Raw genomic sequence first — 16,068 nt, forward strand, 5'->3', positions numbered from 1 at the left:
ACTCCCGCCACAATAACACCCTGTGCCACCCTAAGTATATCAAGCTATATTGAGCACATATCTTGTACTTCGACCACCAGCATCAGTCCTCTTTAGACACCCTATTTCTACCAAATAAGCAAGGTGCCGAGTTGCGGTTGGCTTGCTGACCTTTGCAACCTTATGGTACTGACTGTTATTTATCCCTTCGGGAAAATCGCCATCTACTAGTCGATTAAGTATTTTGGTTTGTTCAGATGAGAGCTTTGTCTGATCAACTTTCCTCCAATAATTGGTTTCTGTATAGTCAGCTCAATCTCATTTAAGACATCAGCGAACGTTTCATTGAGGACTTTACAAAACCACACTATCCACTCAGTGATATCAAGGTCACCTTTTTGGGTTTGTTCGAGTATTTCATAATAGCTTTTGCGATTGGCCATGACCCCCACAGACATGGCATAAAAACGAACCGATTGCTTATCGGCCTGGGCCAATGCCAAATCGGTCAGAAGGCGAGTGATACGCCCATTGCCATCATCAAGCGGATGCAAGGTAACAAACCAAAGATGCGTGATGGCAGCTCTTAATAGAGGGTCTACAAGGGCATCCGTTCTAGACGTGCTAAACCATTCTACGAATTGATCCAATTCCACTTCCAGCACCGTTCGTGGTGGTGCTTCAAAATGGACATTCGGTCTATCAATACATCCTGACACGACTTGCATTGGCGCATCCCCTCGCCACTTTCCGCCTACCACGGGATTGAACAACGTATACCCACTCGGAAACAGTTTCTCATGCCAATATAATATACGCTCTAACGTCAGAGGCTCTTCTAGACGCTCGATAGCATCTAACATGATGTCCGCTAGGCCATCGGTTTGCTCAGTGGTTGGAAACGGTTTTTCTTCCGACACCCCAAGCTTATTCGCGAGTGAGGAGCGAACCGTAAACGCATTCAATTTTTCACCTTCAATCGCACTTGAATGAACGATGTTGGCTAGCAATGTATCGAGCATACTTTGTTTATGGTCGAGCGACTGAGTCGACATCTTTCCCAACAATATCCCTTGGTTCAACCTGGTCTCACGCAAAATAGGCTCAATACGCTCCCTATCCCATTGAAACGCAGGCCAGTTCGGTTGTTCCCATATCCACATATCTGACTCTCTGATTCGTTTACCCACCTTATTCTAATCACATTATGATTTGAATAAGGTGGGTAAACGAATCAATAATCATAAATCCACTGTATATAAAAGTCATGAATACGGAGTGAGACACTTTTTTAACAGATCAACCGTCTCAAAAAGGATCTCTATTTTATGATGGTCAGGTAATCCATTGATTTAGAGGGATTTAACATGCATTTTCAAGGATCAAAGCGAAAGTTAGAGTTATTGGAATGGATTAGAGGCTCCAACATAAGCTGTTGATTTAAATGCATTTATATCGAGCACCCAGAATGGGATGAGACACTTTTTGCTCCGAAATCGTCGTTTTGAGACAGTTTCACTCGCAGTTCAAAGACCTCAGTGATTCGAATCCACCAGATCATCTAATCACAATATGATTCGAATAGACTTCATAATCACATCATCACACCGCTCAATACTTTCCGATCTACTGTCATAGAAATTACAGTAACTCTATTTACATTAGGTTTACTCAACACAGATAAATAGAAAAAGTCACACTACACGGATAAATAGAAAAAGTCACACTACACGGATACTGCTCTCTCATTTAAATCAATCTAAAATCTGGGGTCAATTGAGACCAGTGCTTTCTGAGTGCAATTTTATGCTCATCCAGCATGGGTAATGTTTCGAGCGTATCAGGCCAATAGCTTCGAGCTCTCTCAAGAACATCTAAAAGATGGGGCTTTATCGCAATCCAAGGCGCACCGGTTTTTTCAGCCCATCGCTTGAAATCATCCAAAGAAATATCAAACCAATTCTTGGTGCCTGATAGGTTAAGGGCAAGGCTATCACCAGCTATATAAGGAGATGAAAATACCACATCGTAGAGTGGTGACAAACTTGGAGATCTCTGATCAGAGTATATCAGCGTCCAGTTTTTCAAGTGCGCATCGCCATTTCCCAACAATATATTGATGAGAAGTCGTCTGGCGAATTGCTGAATATTCTTCAAACGTTGATTGCTGTATTGATAAACTATCCTACCAAGTTGCTCGTAATTGACGCGTTGATATTTATCTGCAGGATACAAACCGAATACCTGAGCAAAATCCTCGGTGTGGATACGCCCAATGTCACTCCGATCAAAACGTTTTATCCCATACGCGTATTGCTCATCAGGTAACCTGATACTCGGCATCCCCTCCAGTTCTTTCATTTCAATCAATCGAACCTCTGGTACCTCAGCTCCCACCATTTCAGCGAGTTTCATACAGCTAAATTCGTTCAGCGGAACACCACGGTGGATCGATGAGGGTGTTTTGATGATCCACATATCCCCAGAAAACTCTTTATCAATGTGGTAACGTCCATCTCTAAATGATGACGAAAACTTCATCTGTACCCCAGCAAGAGAAAACTTACTATTGGCATGTCTCACATTGATCTGTTGAGGCTCAGTCGATAATCGTTGCTCTAGTGCCCAGTTTGGAACGTCACCTGCAGCTATTGGCGTAGCAATAATTGCTCCAGGTAAATTCGCTCCCATATACGCTAATAGTAAAAATTCATTATTAACATGACACTGAAGTGCCTTAGCAGTGAGTTCTCTCAATGCCCCCTCTGGGAGCAGATTAGACAACACTGGTGGGATTTTATCTGTTCGAATTTGTGATTTACTCAGATAATCAGGGTCAAATAATTGCCTAAGAGTAAATACCTGACGCGCCTGCGGAGATATCGCTATGAAGTCAGGGTCGAAGGTAAGGATGTTTTTCCCACCAGCATAATGCGCGATGACACCCACACGATTGCCGTGTAAATAAATAGCAAGGCCTTCCACTTTCTCTAGTGGTTTGTTCATACCTCGTCCTCAGAGTTGAACCAGAAGCTAAGATCATCAGAGTCGTCTTTTAACTCATCGTTCTTTGCATGGTTGCCAGTAGACTCGGTAAGGGTAGAAGTGACCTTTTTACCCCTTGGGACAATCGAAAGTTCTAAATCTAGTCCTTCTAAAACCCTCAGTAAGGTCGACAATCTAACGTCACTACCAGATTCGATGCGCTGATACTGTTGCTGCTTCATACCGATGCGCATGTACATGTCTTTTTGTTCAATTCCCAACGTTTTACGTTGTGCAACAAGCAGCTCAGCTATGTCATCAATCGTCTTCATCCAACCCTCAAACAGCTTAATTATTGTACATTAAATCATTAACAGCATATTAGTTGTTTATTTAAACACTTACAACTCTTTAGTTGTTAATTTGCATCCATACAACTTTTTAGTTGTTTATAATGAAAGAACCACTTTCGCACTGTACTCAATCTTGAAGGGTTTACCGGGACTTTACACTGAAATTTTGTCGTATCAGAAATTCAATTAGATAAGCAGGTCAATTGTTCACTATGGCTGTAAGTTAATTAACAAAGGCCTAGGGCGTTAAAAATAGATTACGGTAAAACACGTTGGAGATGGTTTAGACAATTCAAGAGCATTCGTAGAGCTCTTAACCCAGTTTTGGCTGATTCTCTCAGGTCTGTGTTAAGCGAATCCACCAGCTAATCTAATCACCAGGTGATGCGAATAGGCATTCTAATCACATCCCCCCTAATCTCGAACCATCGGCCTTTTAAGAGCGGTAGAGGTCTCTTTTATTGATCTAATAATTTGTTTTATGACTCCCCGACGGAAGACCCTAACAGATAAATAGACAAAGACGAATTGACAATAGCCCCTCCAACCCGCCTGTGGACAGCAAGCTTTAACGTAACGTGACTAGTCAGAATAATTGCATGAACGCACTACCATTTCTGCAGTTCTCGAAGAGCAACCATAAAATTCAGTTGCTCAACGCATTGCAGAAACGGCTGCGCAGCGGTGTACTGATGAAAGCTGCGGTTAGTTTGATATGACACCATAGAGACGATGGAAATAAAAAGCACAAACACTGGGACTGCGATATGTAAAAACGACCATAAAGAGCCACAATGTGACGCTCGATCCTATCAGCCCGCCAGGCATTAAAGTTTTAAAGTTGGTAACTCATCCAATTGCTCCTTGAAATGGTTTGCCCTTTGACGTACCACCGCGGCATAGCGCTCCAAGTACTCAACCTGCTCGAGGCTTGGGTTATCATAAGTCTCAATAGCCGGTTGTATTTGAGCTAATACAACTTTAACTAACCGTTCTAATGTTCGCTGTAGCAAGGGCTTGGCGATGCCACATTCCTCAGCAAACTCCAACAGCTGATAAGCATTCACTTCCGCTGGATTAAATTCATCCCCAAAGGCCATCGCCAGATCTTGCTCGAACTCTGGATACATGGCGACATTGACTAGGTCATACAACGGGGTGGGCTGCAAACCATCGAACGAGACAAAGAAACTGAAGTTCTTTCCGTGAGAATCTGCATTCCCAACCAATAAGTTAAACAAAGCCCACTCCAAAAGACTTAGCTTTGCTTGTGCAGGATTGGCAAAATGATCGCTTAATTCAAATAGACGCACAAAACTCACACCATCACGAATATGTGCGACGTCTCTTTGTGTTCCAAGGTTACGCTCATACTTATAGTCGACACCCAAGTTGGTCGCTTGGCAGCCATCGATAACGTGACGCCGGCGAACGACATCACCAAAGCGACGCCTATCAAATCGCTCTACAAGTAACGAGGGATACTCTCCAAAATAGCGCATGGATACCTCGGCAACATCAAGCCCTACAAATTTCGCGAGGGTCATGGTCACGAATTCATTTAGCACCAAATGGCGTTGATTTGACTTTTCAAATTTGATGATGTGCGTTGAACACAGATCGCCATCAGCAAGGCCGATTTGGTCGTCCATACACAAAACATTCAGTTTTGATTGAACGCCTGCCACAGAAAGTCTTGGACGACCATCCCACACCTCAAGATGCTCATACGCCCCATCCGACAAACGAGTGATAATCTCGGCATCTTCGATAGGTCGAAATTGAGTTTGCTCAGTGTCTCTTTCGCCCTCCGGTACAAATAGCATGGCACCAGATGCGTCATAGCCAATGCCGCCGACCAACCGGAATATATTGCTTCGCGTTACGCCTAGATACTCAATCAGGTGATCAAGCCCTTGGTTTTCTGGCAATAGATTCTGCAAGTATTTACGAATGGACAGTGACAAAATGGGGGCGCCAAAGGGCAAGTGCGGAGAGAGAGGAAAGCCTTGTTCTTGCCATTCATCGGTATAAGTTAAGCTCAACTCACTCGCCTCACCCAACTTCAACTTCCCGACCAGGTTCTCGCCATACAGAATATCCAAGGTATATGGATCAGACCCACTCATCGCCTTCCCCCCCTAGTCTTTTTCTTGAGCCTTTTATTACCGAGCCTGAAAGGCTATCGTCATCACGCATACCGGACCAAGGTTCAATGCACAACTTCACGCCCATCGCTACAATGACCTGCATCAGCGAGGACACCTTAACATCGCTACTGCCCTTCTCGATATTAATGAATGTTTGCTTGGCAACGCCACTCAAACTGGCGGCGTCCGCCAGTGTAATGCCGGCTTGCGTTCGTCTCGCCTTCACGGCCTGCCCCAATAACGGCAATGAAAACGGACGGTTTAGATCGGGAGTGGATGAAGCCTTGACCTTTCTCGCCATAGTGCGCCCTTAACTATTAAGTCTGCCCAAGTGAACTTTTTATAACTATCAGGCCTGTTATAGCCTAAAAGTCTAGTGGAGTGTACTTTAAAAGAAAGCTGCAACCTTGACACTATAAAAGTCTAGCTTAATAGACTTTTATACGGATTGCACGACAATATGACGTATAAGTCTATTGCAGTAGGATTAATTTATGATACCTCCCCCTAAAAACCCAAAAAGGTCACAAATCATAAAGCCGCGCTTAAGATAAGAAAATGTGAGTTGAATCTATGTTGTCGAAGACTCTTGCTATCGTTAAGTGTTGTATCAGTTCAACCGCTATTTGCATATTTACTTGTGGATGTTCATTTTATGCGACTTCATCACCTTTCATCTTGAAAAATGAATTCATCAAATTGAAATGAATTTTAATGAAAGCACAGAGGTGGCGTCGTGAAACAGTTAGAGCACATCAACAACCCAGCTCCCTGGTCATACCCTCGCGAAGACTTGGCTCGCCATATCGGCACTATGTGTCAAGACACTCTATTTTCTCAGATGGCTTATCTGGGGAGCCGACGCATAGGAAAGACTCACTTCTTACTACATGATTTAAGTCCATATCTATTCGATAAGGGGCTTACGCCAATTTACATAAACATGTGGAGCAATAAGAATGCACCGCAAAACGAGATCATGAGTCAACTGCTGGCCGCTAATAACAAGCTTTCGCAAGAGGGTGCGATAAAGCGTATCCTGAATACTGAGATTGAGCAGATGGCAATTGACGCAGGATTTGGCAAAATCGGATTTAAATTCACCCCAAGACCAACTACAGTTCAAGAGCCTTCGTAGAGATCTCAATTGGAAGCAAAGCTGAGGCCACCCAACTGTTTTTGTGAGGCTTAAAGTGCTTGTTAATTTTTCCCATTCAACTTTTTGATGACGTCTGTCATTCTATAAAGTGCCGAGCAGATTTTTACCATGAACTTTTAGAGACTAATTTTGTCGCTTAGATGTGCTATTTGTATCTATCTGAAATTAAGATCGCTCAATCTACTCGTTCTGCATTTAAAGGATACGCCATGACCCCAGGCCTTAAAAGAATAATCACAATCAACAGCAAACCTCATGGGCACCTACTCAGCGAATTCGACTTTAACGGCAGCACACGAGTCACCGGCTCAAATGGTGCGGGAAAAACAAGTCTACTCAAGCTCATTCCGTTCTTCTTTGGAGCCGACAGAAAAAGTATTATTGGGGGAGCAGCCCACCCATTCACCAAGTGGTACCTACCCAACACCAACAGCTATATTATCTTCGAGTACGTGACTAATCGAACTCAACTGGCTCATGTGATTATTACCAAGGAACCGAACAAAGCCGGTGAAATGTCTTATCGATTCGTTGATGGACCATTCATTAACTCAGTCATCATCAAAGACTCAGAAAGCGGGCTGTCTCAGGCAATCCCTTCCAATGAACTTATTCAAAGCTTACTTGATCACTCACTGAACTACAGTAAAGCAATCACAAGCATCAGCACCTATCGAAGCATCATTCAAAACCTTAATAGCAGTTCTTGGCCTCGCGAGTTTACACCTTACTCTCTATGCTCGGGCACTCGTAATATTAAGCATGTCGAGAAGATCTCCATCGCGCTATTACAGGGTGAATTTAGCATGGAGAACAGCAAGCGACTGCTGATTGAAATTATCGGCATGCAAGACAATGACATCAAGCTGGGTATCAACCTTGAACAAGTTGAGTCATGGTGCAATGACTACCAAGGCATCTCCTCATTTGCAAAATACGAGCAAGATTTTGCCGACGTTGTGAGGAATAACAATGTCATCATTGCCAACTCAACCTATTTATTTGAAGCAAGAAAAGAGTTTGCAGACCGCAGTGAAATCATTAGGTCTGAGGTCTTACCCCAACTTACAGCCGAGAAAAACCGCCTAGAGGTTGAGCGCGAAAAAGCGCTTTTACAACTTCAGGAATTACACGCCGAAGAGGTTGAACTCCAGTCAACCAGTAAGATAAAAGCTCGCACTCTGATCCAAGCCCTCTCATATAATGATGAACAAAAAAATAGTTACATTGACCAAGGCATGGCCGAGATAGCAACGGATTTCAGCAGTCTGTCTAAGAAGCGTGAAGAACTTAGGCACCGACAGGGTCACTTTAATAAATTAGAAATCGAAATCGATAATATCGATGACCACTTCACTAAAATCGAGATGACCCTATCCAGAACCAAACAAACCACCATCAATGATATTGAGAACGACCTCCGAGACAAAGAGCGCGCTTATGAATCTGAAAAAGCGACCCTGGGTGATACGCATAACGCCGAGAAGGAGCAACTTAATAAAGTAGCTTCAAAAAAGTCAGATAGCATCAGAAAGAGCAAAGAGGCGCTATTAAGTTTGCGCGGTTCCTTACGTTCAAGCTTAGAAAACCCAGCTGCTAACGAGAAGCTAATTCAAGAACTTGAAAAGCTTGAAGAACTAAAGGCTGACAGCCAACAAGCCTTTTCGAACCATCAAAAAGACCTCATTTCGGTTGGTAAACAAGAGGCCAAAGAGCGCTCTGAGACAGATTCTCTGCTCACCAAAATTGCAGAAGCAAATAAATCAATAGAATCTTTAGAATCGGAGATTGAACGTCTCAGTAAACTGCTCGACCCTTCCTCAGAAACTCTAGTCGCATTCCTAAATGAGCATTCACCAAACTGGGAAAACCAACCTATTGGGAAGATTCTAAATCCAGATATTTTGCTTGATACACGTATGAAACCAGAACTGTGCCAGGAGTCTGACTTGCTCTTTGGGATAGGTATTGAAACAGGCCACCTACCCCCTTCTAGCTTTACAACTGTAGAAATGCAAGAAAGACTCACTAAGCAGGTTCGCGAGTGTGACAGGCTCATACAAGAACGTGACAACCTAAATACCAATGCCACCAAGCTGAAAAAAACATTAAAGGAAACCAGAGCTCGCCTTTCGCAGGTGCAAACAGCATGCGATCAGTCTGAGAAAGACGTTGAGTTACACACCCAGAACATCGAAAGCAAGAAGGTCGAGATCTTACAAAGCAAAGAGCAGAACCGTATTGCTGCGGAGAAAGCATTCTCAGTCAACGAAACAGACATAAAACAGATAGAAACTGAGCTTTCCGAAATCGCATCTCAACTGCAAACCAATCTTGAGGTGGAGAATAACACTCATTTGGAACTCAAATCTGATTTGGATACCACCTTCGAGCAAGAGAAAGAGACACTACTAGCTCAAAAACGGTCAGCCATCGCCACTTATGACAACAGCCTGGCGTTATTGAAAAAAGAAATCAAAGCAAGACGTGACAAAGCGGGTATTAGCGATGAATTGTTTAAAGAGTACAAGCAAGAAATCAAGGCATTAGAAGTCAAAATCGAAACCTTAGAAAACTCAGAGGATGACATTCGAGACTACCACGCATGGCAACGCACTCAAGAAACCGTCATTGCGGAGCAGCGCCAAGAGGTCAAGGTCCTCCATGAGACGTTGCAGACTTCTGAGCACACCAGTGCAAAACTGCAGTCTGAAATCACCAAAGTCAGACGTGAGTTCAAATCCCAACTTGATGAGGTGAAGGCCCAAGAGAAATTTGAAGACACTAACTTGAATCGTTTTGAAAGTTGCATCCAAAAAATTGATCTGCAATTTGTAGAAAGTGACCTTGGCGATCTCGAATTCAGTTTCTCCGGCGACTACACCACACTGGTACACTCCACCTTAGCTAAACTAGAAGACATTCGGACCCTAAAAACCACTCGCAGCCGGCAAATTCATAAGCTTGAAGAAATCACTCGATCATGGGGTACTGGTGAACTGCTTACTTTCTGGCAATCTTCAATTGCCTCAAATGAGCAGGGCTCAGACAACAGCAAGATTGCCGTATTGGATCGGATCATTACCGAGGTTCTACCTACGGTTACTCAAACGGTCATTACTCAAAGCATGAATATCGGCTCTATGATTTCTAACTTCCGCGATGGCCTTAAGACTATAGAGCAACTGATCAAAGCCGAGGGGCGGCGTATTACAAGTGAGGTTCGTAAGTTCAATGACTTTGAAATCATCGACTCAATTGAAATCACCATCAACTCAACTCTAAAGCGCCTAGCCGGTTGGCAAGATATTGACGATTTCGCCAAGATTTTTAGCGAGTATGACAGTACAACCAAACAACACTTACCGCCACTAAAATTCTACCGGGCCCTACAGACGGCCAGTACGCATATCGGTCAATCAAATAATCATGACATTGCTGATCTATTTGAAATCCAATTCGATATTACGGAGAACGGAACCGCCAAAATCGCTCGCACAAACCATGAGATGAAGCACCTTAGCTCTAACGGTACCAACCTATTAATCCAAACGCTCCTGTATACAGCGATGATCAACAGTCAGCGCACCGAGAATAACGTGAGTGTTTGTTTCCCTATTGATGAAGCCGACAAATTGGCTAGCCAAAATCTAGAGAAGCTAGTGGCACTACTGCGTGAGTCGAACATCAATATGGTGGCCGCGATGCCGAATGGCACACCACAAACCACCAGCTTATTCGATAATCTCTACCAAATTAGCAAGCGCGGTATCATCACTAACAAGCCCTCACCCACTGAGTTGCAAAAGGCTATCTTAAAAACACAATCTAGCGAGGTGATGTAATGAATCTGGCGAACACTTTACAGCTTCTTTTGTCTGGCACACACATCTGCCAATGGGGTCATCCACGAGCCCATAGCTACATCATCAATGATCGTCAGAATGTTGAGCTTGGATTGGGCTTTCATGACTTACGACTCATTGAAAGCGAGCGAAGCGGAGCCTTCTATGCCGTCTATAAGAAGATCAACGCTCAAACATCAGCGGCCATCCGAAAACAGCAGAGTGAGATTCATAGTGCGATACGTCCAATTGTGGGTTTGATGTCTCTGATAAGTGAAACCACAGGCACCGACTCTATCATTTCGGCAGGACACGAAATCATCCCTGCTCGGTTCTCAACTTACATCACCAACTCAAGCTCAAGCCAAGAAAAGCTATCGACCATCTGCAAACATCCATCGGTAAAACAACGGAAAAAACTCATTAGCACAATCGATGATAAAGTCCGCTCTGTCTTTGATTTTCTAATCAGAACCGGACTGATAACCCTTAGCCATAAGGAAAGAGAGATCTATGTCGTCACGGGAAAAATTGATTATATTTATGCCGTTTTAGAGTTTCTTGATGAGCGATACGATGTGGTTGCCAAAGCTGAGATAAAACCCACTCAACAGGGGTTATTTTAGTCATGGACAACTCTAGACATAACGGCGGTATTGAAGAGCTTTTGCGACTCATACACAGTGCCCGCAATACATTAATCACTGCATTTAACGAGAAAAGCATTCAGGAATCTCCCGATAATTCAGGCGATATTCTAAAGCTGGTTCAAGCACGAGCATTAATTCGAACTCGTGAAGGCTATCGAATTAACCCTAAACTGGCGACGTTCATCCACCATTATTTAGATACCGAAACCTCTCGCTACCTAAATACTGAGCACGCAGCTCGCATACCTCAAATACGCGAACTGGCGACAGAGTACCTAGACGCCAAATATCAGAGCAACGGGTACAACAAACGCTCTGAAACCGCACTATTTGAAGAACTTGAAGCCATTGTTTATGAGCTAATCACCGACCTTATAGATGCGAAAAGTCGACTTCATTCTCGTGTGGTACAGGACTTTGGTTATGCGCAAACATTAGAAGCCAAAGCGATCGAGAACCAAAGAACACTGACGCAGGCCACTCAACTTGTTCTATCCCTAAAAGAATTCACTACATCTATGCTGACTGAGATTGCTGCCGATGACCGCAAACTCACCGAGTTACTTTGTCTTGAGCTACCCAAGCGAATTTCAGAATGTCAGGCCGATCTAGAATTAACTATCGACAAACTGCGCTCCCACCTACTGACCTTTAGGGTAAAGCAAAGGGATAAAAAACTCGTCCATGCGTTTGATGCCTTTTTTACGACAGAACATGCTTTTGCGCTCGACATAGATGACGCTTTCTCCGAGGTGGCTTGTGAGAAGACGGTTGATGCCAAACACTTCCTAATCACGCCAGTACCCATTTACGCCCATGCGAACCTCACCGACTATGCGTTTGAGGATACCCTAGACACTATTGCTCAACAGGTATTAGAAACGCCAATTGAATTTGATATCCCAGAGGCCGAGACTAGCATTGCCGAACCGCAACATCTCACTATTAAAGTAGAACCAGAAGAAAGTGACCCGCTAAGCGATGCCTGCGACTCACTCTTGGCACACTGCGTCCTCAATAATGAAGAAATATCCGCTGCGGTATACTTTGAGCAGCACATTCGCCACTCGCTTGATATCAGCAAAGACGCATGGCTATTCATGCTTCTGAGTTACCACAATTCGTTAACCGAGGAGCACTCGAAGTTGGTTGGGTGTACACCGATAGGCAATTACTACCTTAATAATCAGCTGGGCAACCTTCATATCACCGACATAGCAGTCCGCCCATTATGATCACAAAATCTCTAACCAAGCGAGATCTTAATCGCCTCAACTCACTCAAGAACTACCAAAATGGCCACACGCTTCAACGCACCGGCATCTTTAAGACACTGCATGAAGATTTAGGTATTGGTAAAGCGACAGGGGCGAAACTCATACTGTCACGAACGGATATCAATCGGATACGAGAACTTTATCTCCAGCACAGCAACATTGATGTCTTTGAGGATATCGATTTGGCGACACGCACCAAAGCCACTCAACACTTTCAAAACGAGAAGCTATCTTCGCACCAAGTTAAATCGACTTTCTTATCCGTATACCCATTGACTCAAGAGGCGTTCAAACTAAATGAACAACATATAGTGGTACCTAAAGGTGCGTTCATCTCCATTCCGCTAGACCATATTAGAAATGCACAGGCCTCAACATTCATATTGGTCGAGAACTTCGAAACCTTTATCGATCTGAAGAAAGCCAATTTTGACTTTGATACTTTTCCAACAGACACCCTAGTTGCCTATCGAGGTGACAAAGATTTTAGTATCGTCATGTCCCATATCAAGCAAGCCCTACCAACCTGCCGCCTTGTCGGGTTCTTTGATTGTGATCCCCAAGGGTTTAGTATGGCTCGCGCTTCCAAGTGTGACTCTATACTGACACCAAACACTGACCTGGCTACGTTTAAGCGTCTAGGACAGACAGACTTATTTGATCGCCAGTACGCCACCCTAAAAGATGATGGGGTTTTCGGTAATGTTTATAAGCTAATGATTGAAGGCCAATGCGGAGTAGTCCAGGAAGCATTAATTCAGCACCAGATACCTTTGTATCTCGTCCCAATAAGGAGGTCTTAAGGAACTGATGCAAAACTTGGTGACTACCTAAGGCAATGTCAATCTCCATAAATCGCTTATCCTTAAACGGCTAACTTGGCTCAACTATTAGCCACAAATGACTAAAAAAAGAACAAGCGAGCAAGCCAATTAACTGACAGCAGTTGTTTTTGAAGCGGTTGCATTGAGCCCAGTAAAGATCGGGTCTCGAACCTCCTCATTAATATCGGTAGGTAGATTCTGTGCTACTGTGTCAATTACTGCATCTTTGGTATCGGCAAACTCCTGCAGAAGGGCATTGAGTTCCGGGATCTTTAATCCAACTTCTCTCGCGGTATGCCCGAAATGACGAGGAAGCACCTTTGCCCGGCGATACTCTCTACCACTCGAGCCCTTATGACTCATAGATAATAGATGTCAAAATGGCTTGAAGCGCCTAGACTGAACCGGCACTCCCCGAACACACAGGGACTGTTCGGTGATGTCACAAACGAATTCTTTAACCGAACAACTCTGAATGAGATCCACATCGAACCAAGATCAATTCTTTTTCATCCCAATTCACATCCCAGATCAACAAAAAATCGGGTTGGATATGGCATTCCATGTGAGGCTTCCAGTTCCCTTGCAACAAGTGCGGTTTGTATTCACTCGGAACTGTGCCTGTTTTTATCAAATGATTATCAATCAATTCTTTCAATAACGCGGTGTTGTAACGAGTGTTCTTAGAGGCTCGTTTTAGGTCTTTTTTAAAAGACGTCTTCACTCTAATTTTTAGCACAATCACTGCCCAGTACATCATTAAACAAGTCATCAGACGAGTCATAACGATCATCAGTAACACTCTCCTGCATCGCTTTTAAAGTCTCTTGATTAGGAACTTTCAACTCCACAGGGAACTCATGACGCAACTTCACCTGACTAAGAAAAATTCGGATAGCATCGGACATACTCATCCCAAGCTCAGCCAAAATTTCCTCTGACTCGTGTTTCAATTGGCTCGATACTCTGGCTCTGACCATTTCCGTCTTCATATATTGTACCTCATATGTGCTACATTATTTACACTATAGCAAAAAGCTTACTCAGTTACGAGGACAACCCCCTCCTTAAGGGAGTAGATTCGACAACACTGGTGTGATTTTATCTGTTTGAATTTGTGACTTACTAAGACAATCTGAATAAAATAATTGTCTGAGGATAAACAGTGGGCGTGTTTGCGGAGATATCACTATGAAGTCAGGGGCTAAGGTAAGGATGTTTTTCCCACCAGCATAATGCGCGATAGGCCGCATGTTGCTTGCTCATGTATAATGGTATCTCAGCGCTACGATGGTTAACGTGTCATTTGAAAATGTGTATCCCACTCGATGCTCACTCGTAATCCTCCTTGACCAGTAACCAGAAAGATTCTCTTTAAGTCGTTCAGGTTTACCTATGCCTTCCGAAGGAGTGCGCTTTGCATCTTTTATAAGCATATTAATACGCTTAACAATCTTCTTATCATGGCTTATCCAGTATTGATAATCATCCCACCCATGATCTGTAAAACAGATCAACATGCTACTCTTCCTCACCAAGAACTATGTCTCTTGGGCTGGCCAACCCTTGTTCTGCCTGAGCGATAGAATCCATTAATCTAGCAGCATTCTTTGGGTTAGACATGAGATGGATGGTTTCCTTCCAACCATTAAACTCCGATTCGCTCATCATCACTACGTTTTCAGAATCACGACGATGTATAGTGACAGAATCGCAGTCATTAATCATTTTGTCACACACCCTTTAGGTTCGCGCGCACTTCAGAATAATTCATCACGGTCACATCAACGTCCTCCTCTCTAGAGTTTTCATTATGTCCCGTATTCAATTAAGTCCAAGTTGTGTTGTACGTTGATTCGTCATATCACGCCTATAAATAACGATAAGCCAAAACAATTGTTTGGCACTTGTGATTACGATGTACGTCAGTCCCCCCAAAAAAGTCTATTCGTCTACAAACAAAGCCCGGCTTAGTAAATTAGCCTAATGGAACACCAAGGTATGTGTATGAGGATGTCTACCTTAGGTACTCTCTTAACCCAGATTCCCCCTAATTTTGGAAATAAAAAACCTCATATAAAATGAAAATGTTCAGCAATATTGTGGAGGGACTATGAAACACAAAAGCTTGAAGTTAAATGAACAAATAGCGCGTGAACGTTGGGAAAAATTTCTCACTGTATTACCCATGTACACACCCCTGAAGGGCGATCTGCTCACCATGGCAGCATTAGATCTGTCTTTGGGGCCCAACCCGATACTCCCACACTTCTGCGATAAACGAGTTTTGGGGTTTCATTCTCTGGCGGAGCAAGAAACGTTAATGATCATTGCCGATAAACTCTGGCAGTTTTGGAAATTTGATCCTCATGTTATGAAAGCACTGAGGCAATACGCGAACGTCTGCGTACATCAAACCACCGATTTACTCGACGACGCCGCTTTACACCATAAAATACAGGGGTTTGGTCTTATTAAGTACTACTACTGCACCACCCTAGTAGATGAGTTAGAAGATAAGAGCGCACTCTGGGAGCGACACTGCAGACTTACACGTTTTCGCCTCTGGGCGGAGCATCTGAACTTTGCTTACATGCCACTAGACTTTCAATACAACCTTGCAGGGATTACCTTTATATAATCGGCTACTTCAAAAACCCGCCCGATGTCGATTGGCCTTTCATTATTCGAATGGGGACTCTGTTCCAATTAACGGTCTGAGTCCTTAAGCATTTGTTAAATGGAGTCGCTATACAATAGATCTCGAGTGAACCAGGCACTTACCCCTCAGCGCTTAAATAAGGGTCAGCCTTCGAGACGACCATGGATAATCAACAGCAACAAGA

Annotated in this window: 15 protein-coding genes and 1 pseudogene; 6 read left to right on the forward strand and 10 right to left on the reverse strand. The window is 43.5% G+C overall.

Going from position 1 to position 16,068, the window contains the following annotated elements; all coding sequences use genetic code 11:
• Positions 1–39 precede the first annotated feature (39 nt).
• The 5 genes and pseudogenes from OCU48_RS17400 to OCU48_RS17420 form a co-directional block, all read right to left on the reverse strand.
• A pseudogene (locus OCU48_RS17400) lies at positions 40–1,142 on the reverse strand (Fic family protein).
• Between the two features lie 586 nt (positions 1,143–1,728).
• The gene (locus OCU48_RS17405; protein ID WP_141346761.1) at positions 1,729–2,985 is read right to left on the reverse strand and encodes a type II toxin-antitoxin system HipA family toxin; all 1,257 of its coding nucleotides are present in this window, start codon (positions 2,983–2,985) and stop codon (positions 1,729–1,731) included.
• On the reverse strand, positions 2,982–3,296 hold the full coding sequence (locus OCU48_RS17410) for a helix-turn-helix domain-containing protein (RefSeq protein ID WP_141346762.1): 315 nt from the start codon (positions 3,294–3,296) through the stop codon (positions 2,982–2,984). Before OCU48_RS17410 ends, OCU48_RS17405 begins: the two co-directional genes overlap by 4 nt.
• An 848-nt stretch (positions 3,297–4,144) precedes the next feature.
• Positions 4,145–5,446, reverse strand: a complete 1,302-nt coding sequence (locus OCU48_RS17415) for a HipA domain-containing protein (protein WP_141346763.1) — start codon at positions 5,444–5,446, stop codon at positions 4,145–4,147.
• Complete coding sequence (locus tag OCU48_RS17420) at positions 5,433–5,693, reverse strand: helix-turn-helix domain-containing protein (protein ID WP_244312370.1); 261 nt, start codon at positions 5,691–5,693, stop codon at positions 5,433–5,435. Before OCU48_RS17420 ends, OCU48_RS17415 begins: the two co-directional genes overlap by 14 nt.
• A 510-nt stretch (positions 5,694–6,203) precedes the next feature.
• Here OCU48_RS17420 and OCU48_RS17425 point away from each other — a divergent pair.
• The 5 genes from OCU48_RS17425 to OCU48_RS17445 all read left to right on the forward strand — a co-directional run bounded on the left by OCU48_RS17425 (position 6,204) and on the right by OCU48_RS17445 (position 13,201).
• On the forward strand, positions 6,204–6,605 hold the full coding sequence (locus OCU48_RS17425) for a hypothetical protein (RefSeq protein ID WP_141346765.1): 402 nt from the start codon (positions 6,204–6,206) through the stop codon (positions 6,603–6,605).
• Positions 6,606–6,835: 230 nt separating this feature from the next.
• On the forward strand, positions 6,836–10,471 hold the full coding sequence (locus tag OCU48_RS17430) for an ATP-binding protein (protein ID WP_167496226.1): 3,636 nt from the start codon (positions 6,836–6,838) through the stop codon (positions 10,469–10,471).
• Positions 10,471–11,097, forward strand: coding sequence for a hypothetical protein (locus tag OCU48_RS17435; RefSeq protein ID WP_141346767.1), 627 nt, complete (start codon positions 10,471–10,473; stop codon positions 11,095–11,097). Before OCU48_RS17430 ends, OCU48_RS17435 begins: the two co-directional genes overlap by 1 nt.
• Before the next feature lie 2 nt (positions 11,098–11,099).
• Complete coding sequence (locus tag OCU48_RS17440; protein WP_141346768.1) at positions 11,100–12,356, forward strand: hypothetical protein; 1,257 nt, start codon at positions 11,100–11,102, stop codon at positions 12,354–12,356.
• Positions 12,353–13,201: a DUF7281 domain-containing protein gene (locus tag OCU48_RS17445; RefSeq protein ID WP_141346769.1), complete on the forward strand. Its 849-nt coding sequence runs from the start codon at positions 12,353–12,355 to the stop codon at positions 13,199–13,201. Before OCU48_RS17440 ends, OCU48_RS17445 begins: the two co-directional genes overlap by 4 nt.
• A gap of 129 nt (positions 13,202–13,330) precedes the next feature.
• Here OCU48_RS17445 and OCU48_RS17450 read toward each other — a convergent pair whose 3' ends face one another.
• From OCU48_RS17450 to OCU48_RS17470, 5 genes are all read right to left on the reverse strand, one after another.
• A complete protein-coding gene (locus OCU48_RS17450; RefSeq protein ID WP_141346770.1) occupies positions 13,331–13,585 on the reverse strand; it encodes a type II toxin-antitoxin system HipA family toxin in 255 nt (84 codons plus the stop codon).
• Positions 13,586–13,679: 94 nt separating this feature from the next.
• On the reverse strand, positions 13,680–13,961 hold the full coding sequence (locus OCU48_RS17455; protein WP_141346771.1) for a type II toxin-antitoxin system YafQ family toxin: 282 nt from the start codon (positions 13,959–13,961) through the stop codon (positions 13,680–13,682).
• Positions 13,948–14,214, reverse strand: coding sequence for a type II toxin-antitoxin system RelB/DinJ family antitoxin (locus OCU48_RS17460; RefSeq protein WP_141346772.1), 267 nt, complete (start codon positions 14,212–14,214; stop codon positions 13,948–13,950). Before OCU48_RS17460 ends, OCU48_RS17455 begins: the two co-directional genes overlap by 14 nt.
• A gap of 270 nt (positions 14,215–14,484) precedes the next feature.
• Positions 14,485–14,742 carry a Txe/YoeB family addiction module toxin gene (locus OCU48_RS17465; RefSeq protein WP_141346773.1) on the reverse strand — a complete coding sequence of 86 codons (258 nt, stop codon included), beginning with the start codon at positions 14,740–14,742 and terminating at the stop codon, positions 14,485–14,487.
• Between the two features lies 1 nt (position 14,743).
• Positions 14,744–14,950 (reverse strand): type II toxin-antitoxin system Phd/YefM family antitoxin, encoded by a 207-nt coding sequence (locus OCU48_RS17470; protein ID WP_208727208.1) that lies wholly within the window; start codon positions 14,948–14,950, stop codon positions 14,744–14,746.
• A gap of 385 nt (positions 14,951–15,335) precedes the next feature.
• Here OCU48_RS17470 and OCU48_RS17475 point away from each other — a divergent pair, with 385 nt between their 5' ends.
• A complete protein-coding gene (locus tag OCU48_RS17475; RefSeq protein ID WP_141346774.1) occupies positions 15,336–15,863 on the forward strand; it encodes a hypothetical protein in 528 nt (175 codons plus the stop codon).
• Positions 15,864–16,068 lie beyond the last annotated feature (205 nt).

Origin of the sequence: Vibrio inusitatus, from assembly GCA_024346935.1 — a bacterium.
GTDB classification, from domain to species: Bacteria; Pseudomonadota; Gammaproteobacteria; order Enterobacterales; family Vibrionaceae; genus Vibrio; species Vibrio inusitatus.